At 50.7% G+C, this 5171-nt stretch carries 3 protein-coding genes and 2 pseudogenes; 1 reads left to right on the top strand and 4 read right to left on the bottom strand.

Features of this window, described 5'->3' with window-relative positions; translation table 11 throughout:
* From BMI79_RS23700 to BMI79_RS24660, 3 genes and pseudogenes are all read right to left on the bottom strand, one after another.
* A partial coding sequence (locus tag BMI79_RS23700) for a beta strand repeat-containing protein (RefSeq protein ID WP_425272372.1) occupies positions 1 to 2831 on the bottom strand: 2831 nt, incomplete at its 3' end.
* Between the two features lie 240 nt (positions 2832 to 3071).
* Positions 3072 to 3164: pseudogene (locus BMI79_RS24665) on the bottom strand (ESPR domain-containing protein); the annotation flags it as partial.
* 569 nt (positions 3165 to 3733) lie between these two features.
* Positions 3734 to 3844 (bottom strand): annotated as a pseudogene (locus BMI79_RS24660) (Arm DNA-binding domain-containing protein); the annotation flags it as partial.
* A 611-nt stretch (positions 3845 to 4455) separates the two neighbouring features.
* On the opposite strand from BMI79_RS24660, the gene BMI79_RS22615 reads away from it, so the two are divergent.
* Complete coding sequence (locus BMI79_RS22615) at positions 4456 to 4785, top strand: hypothetical protein (RefSeq protein WP_076944391.1); 330 nt, start codon at positions 4456 to 4458, stop codon at positions 4783 to 4785.
* 204 nt (positions 4786 to 4989) lie between these two features.
* On the opposite strand, the gene BMI79_RS24130 is transcribed toward BMI79_RS22615, so the two are convergent.
* A partial coding sequence (locus BMI79_RS24130) for a hypothetical protein (protein WP_208611224.1) occupies positions 4990 to 5171 on the bottom strand: 182 nt, incomplete at its 5' end.

Genomic DNA, 5171 nt, shown 5'->3' with positions numbered 1-5171 from the left:
GTGCTTAAATCCACCGTCGCCGCCGCAGCCCCCAGATTATCCGCCGCAGTGACGCTCAACCGGCTGCCCGCCGCAATCACATGGGCACCGCTGAAGGTGTTGGCCCCGCTCAGCTGCACATCACCCTGGGTATTGACGGTGCCCGTTCCACTCAACAGATTGGCAAAATTGCCGTCACGGGCAAACGTCAGGCTGCCCGCCACGTTCACGTCACTGCTGCCCAGCGTCCCCGTACCGTTCAGTACCAGCGTCGCACCGCTGTCTATCTGGGTGTCACCCGTCAGGCCACCGTTTGCGGCGCTCACCGTAAAGGTGCCCCCCTGGACATTCAACAGGCCATCACCGGTCAGGCCGCCTGTCGAACTCGAACTCCCCCCGGCGGTCAGCGCCAGCGTCCCCGTCCCCAGGTCCATCACGCCGCCATTGGTGAACGCACCGCTGGTCAGCAGGCCGCTGCCCAACAGCACCGTGCCGTTGTTGCTTATACTCTGCACACTCTGGGTGTAGCCGTTGAGATTGAAGCGACTGCCACCGTTAACCGCCAGCAAAGACGTGTTGCCCAGGGTGCCATTGCCCCCGGCCAGCACCGTTCCCTGGATGGTGGTACTGCCGCTGTAGCTGTTGCCGCTGTTGGAGATAGTCAATGCAGCCTGAGTGCCGTCCAGCACCACGCCCCCGCTGCCGAAGACGTTAACCGACAGGTTGGTGTTCGAGCCCGCCACCCCGTCGGTGGCTATCACCAGCGCATTCGGGCCATCTTGCAGCAACTCAAGGCCACCAAGGTCATAACTCATATAGAGCCCTTGACCATTACTCCCAGTATTCGCTAAACCAAAATCATAAATACCATTGGCCACATGCACATTATTTTGCCTAATGCCGTAACGCCCGCCTTGGCTCACTGCTGCGCCATTGACCTGCATAGTTAATCCATTGACACTGCCAGCACTTGTAGCGCTGGCAAGTTGTGTCCACTGGGTATTAACGATTTGATTAAGTAACGAGTTATTCCCACTCAGAGTGTCTACATTGACCGCACCATCACCAATAATATTAATTACACCGCTGGTCGCCGTCAGTGCTGACGTTGAGATGATGCTATCTGCGCGATCGCTAAATAGATTACTGTAAAACGCTAATGTGCCGCCTGTAATCCCCAGATTACCGATATTCTGTGTGCTGGAAACTCCTGCGGCCCCAACACTAGTATTACTACCATTAGCTAGAGTGAGTGTGGCACGGGTCAATGCGGTCGTATTATTATTCGCCAAGGCGAACTGGCTATTTTGCAGATTCACCGTACCGGTAAACGCGCTGCCAGCACCGGCACCAAAACCAAAGATAGCATTCCCGCCATTGACATTGATTTGCCCTGCACCGGTAATGGTATTATTAAGCGTATAGTTAGCTGTGGTATTAATCTGCAATCGGCTATTGGCATTCGCCATATCGAGGTTAGCATTAGCATTTAATCCCGTTGCATTATTAATAGTTAAACTTGAATTGTTGGTGAGATTAATAGCACCAGTAAAATTGCTAACCGAGTTAAGACTGGCAAGATTAATAGTACTGTTATTTAATGCCCAGGTTCCCGCGCCACTGAGCGTATTGGTGTTAAATGTTACAGAAGCGTTATTCGCATAGTTGTTAAATAATAATGTTGCCCCATTAGCAACACTGATTGCACCACGCCCTAATCCCCCATTCACGGCGGTTTGCAATGTTCCCGCTGAGATAGTCCATGGCAGGGTGGCCGTGCTACTTCCTGTCAGCGTCCAAGTACTATTACCGGTTTTTTGTAACGCACTAAAATTACTGAATTGCCCACCGATAGCCGACATATTGAAAGATGAGTTGGCAGCGCCTCCTAAAATTAACGTATTGGTTCCAGTCCCACCGATATTGCCGGTAATAGAACTACCAGCCTGTAATTCCAGACTGTTGGTACCGCCAGTAAATGAAATGGCATTTCTGCGTACCGAATTGCTACTGATGCCTCCTGTAATGGTGCCGGAATTGACAATCCTTAGGTTGCTGCCAGTAATGCCAAAACCACCCAATGCTGCTGCGCCTGGAGTCCCTGTAGCTCCAGTTCCCCCCGCGCCTCCATTACCGCCTTGAATAACGCCACTGTTAGTAAGAGTCATTGATGAACCCGTTACCCCCGAGCCTCCAACGCCACCAGAACGGCTATGTGCAGCCGTCGCACTGGTTCCTCCAACGCCTCCCGCCCCACCAGTAATAGAACGGCTGTTGATGATAGAAGTGCCATTACTCACCAAACCACTGCCACCACCTCCACCAAAACCAGAGCCTCCGACACCGGCTCCTCCACCTCCAGTTCCCCCATCACCACCAAACACATTGTTATTTAAGGTAGCCGTACCGACTCCCGTGAGTACCACCCCTGCACCGCCACCGCCGCCACTCCCACCATCCGAATTACTGGATATAGCAGTACCGCCGTTACCTCCTCGACCACCCCGCATGATGGCTGTAACTGCGCTCAATGTGCTGCCCACAAACCCAGCGCCGCCGCCACCACCACCACCGGCACCGAACCCTTGAGAACAAGAAGGGACACAGTTCGCATTTCCCCCCACTCCACCAGCTCCCCCGACCGGGTTACCGGCACTTCCCACACTCCCCCCTGAACCTCCGGTTCCTACGGGATCGGTGGGTTCAGTACCCGCGCCTCGGGAACCTGCGCCACCGGTACCATTAGCCAAGCCCGGGGAACCAGCAATAGAACGCGCACTGGGTTGCCCCCCTAGGCCACTGGCTCCGCCCCCCCCGCCCGCACCACCATAAGCCCCATTTCCCCCTAGCACAGAAGCATTTGCACCTCCCGTCCCGTTGGCGGAGGCACCCTGCGAGAGCAAAAGAAGACATACGGCGCTGAACAGTGGCCAATTTGCTATTTTCCTGGCACCAGAATGGGAGCCATTTACCACTCGCCCCAATAAACGGGAAGAAACCTCTTGACTACCGATAGAGTTGTAATAGTTTGGAGAGCCGATTTTTTGACTTTCGGAATCATAATGCCCGTCACTTTCAACCACGCTACCGCTTTGGGGTGACTGACCAGCGCCGCGTGCTAATTCAGAAGCCACTTGCATCAGCCCCAATGCATAGTTAAAAACAATACGGTATATACGATTCATTAAAATCACCCTCTATGCGCCAGCGTTGTTTTAGATCAGATGACAATACCTTTATTTTACAAACCATTAAGGTATATCACTGGTTGCATGAACTTGGAGTAAAGCCAAGAATACGATTGTTAAATAAGAACTATTCAGCAAAATATTTATTAAAAGTTAACCTTACTGAATGTAGTGTAGTAAAGAACGTGGGGCTTACAGGAAGGTTGGCGCGAGAATTTCACCTATTTTCTCCTATTTTTCCCTATTTTTAACGAGATACTTGATAAGATGTTCTAGCGCACTCAGACCCCGGTTGGCAGACGGGAAACAATTCAGGTCAATGATCAGTGGCTCGCCATTAAATTCATTGTTCATATTCAGCAAATACTTTCGGTGCTCATCTGACCGTAGGCCGTCCATAACATCGGCCAGGGCACAGATGTATTCAGCTCGCGACAATCCATCAGCAGGTAGTGTTGCGCGGACGCAACTCGCTTAGATATCTAGCCATATCCATCGATTATTGGGAAAGCGGGACGGTATAAGGGGCGAAACTCTCATATGTCAGTTGTTGAAGCTGTTTGGCGTTAAATGCCATTGGCGACCTGTGAGCATACATCATCGCGAAACTGACGGGCTTCTTTGAGGTTGATTTCAGGATAGGTGCCAAAGGAGATACGGCATCGAACACCCAACCAGGTGAAACGGAAATGTCAGTTCTATAGCCTTCAGGTGCAACATGCAGCGACAGACATCGCTTAAGGTGTAGAATTTTTTGTTGGGTTTAGCGTTGCGAACGGCGGTATCGGATAAAGCCACGGTATTGACCTCCCATCGTTAATGACAGGGGGAGGTTACGTTTCTTCTCCAAGACGTCCCAGCATAAAACCGCACTACCTGCGCTCCGCTTTTATGTATCGAAATATGTACCGAAAAGTCGTGGCTTGAGGTGGTTTTTATTGGAACTGGGTAACACATCCAACAGTGAATTAATCAGCACAATCAATAAGTTGTGGTGCTTGATGGTTCACTGTGGAAGAAAACTTGGAGCGGGAAACGAGGCCCGGCCAATCTTCTTCAACTCGCTGATATTCGAACAGTTTTTCCTCTCTGTTCCGAGTCACTGGACTTATTTTAGACTTGTTTTACTTTGTCTACAAGCTGGGTGGTGTTATGGCGCTCTCAGGCTTTTGTTTTGCTCGCGTTTGACCGGTTTGTTACTCTGAGCCTGTACGCGGTCTGTACTTACAATCGATAAATTGATGTGTTCTAAGAGTTTCAACAGTTTTGATGCCTGGAGAATGGTTATATGGTGTTACTGCGTTTGTGGCTGTTTCTGGTGATTGTAGTGCTTTCTATTTATACGGTTATTGTCGGTCAAGGTGACGGTTGGAATTTGCTGCCGATTTTTTTTAAAGACATTATGAATGTAGGTTGGCCGGGGCAGTTTAATCTGGATTTTCTGTTCATGCTGACTTTGTCTGCACTGTGGACTGCGTGGCGTAATCGTTTTTCAGCCGCAGGTCTTGTTCTAGGTTCTTTGGCTTTGTTTGGTGGCAGCCTTTTCTTGTCAGTTTATTTACTTGTTCTGACCGTTAAGCACCGTGGGGATATGAATGCCGTTCTGATTGGGAAGTAGTTTGGTGCTCCCGTTTTGTTTAGGCACCTGAGGTGTGCTTCCTGTTATTCGGCCCATCCTTGGGCCTGAGTTCTGGTTCGTCCTTGTTTTTCTGTGGCCGTGTCTGTGCAGGGCTTGGTGCTTTGGGGTTCCCGGTGTTGGTTCCGGTTCACGATAGCGAGATGTAAACGGTTTGTGAAATGGGTTGTGTCGTTCGGTTTCGGGTTATTGATCGGTGCGACCGATCAGTTTTTGTATGCTTCGTTCTCTCCCCTGCTCTGTAACCGAACGGCGAACTCGCGTTGTGTGATTAAAATAATGTAATAATCTGGCGGATATTAACTGAAGCTGTTTTCGGCGTAGGGTAATAGCTCGCTGATCCGGCTGTTCGGCCAGGTAGGTAAACG

The sequence above is a fragment of the Serratia oryzae genome (assembly GCF_001976145.1).
In the GTDB taxonomy this organism is placed as follows: Bacteria; Pseudomonadota; Gammaproteobacteria; order Enterobacterales; family Enterobacteriaceae; genus Chania; species Chania oryzae.
The sequence above is the reverse complement of the archived record's forward strand: the minus strand, read 5'-3'. Positions and strand labels throughout refer to the sequence as shown.

What these genes read in the sequence shown, in the direction of transcription:
- BMI79_RS22615 (WP_076944391.1), top strand. Translation starts at nt 4,456, where the DNA reads ATGGTGTTACTGCGTTTGTGGCTGTTTCTGGTGATTGTAGTGCTTTCT.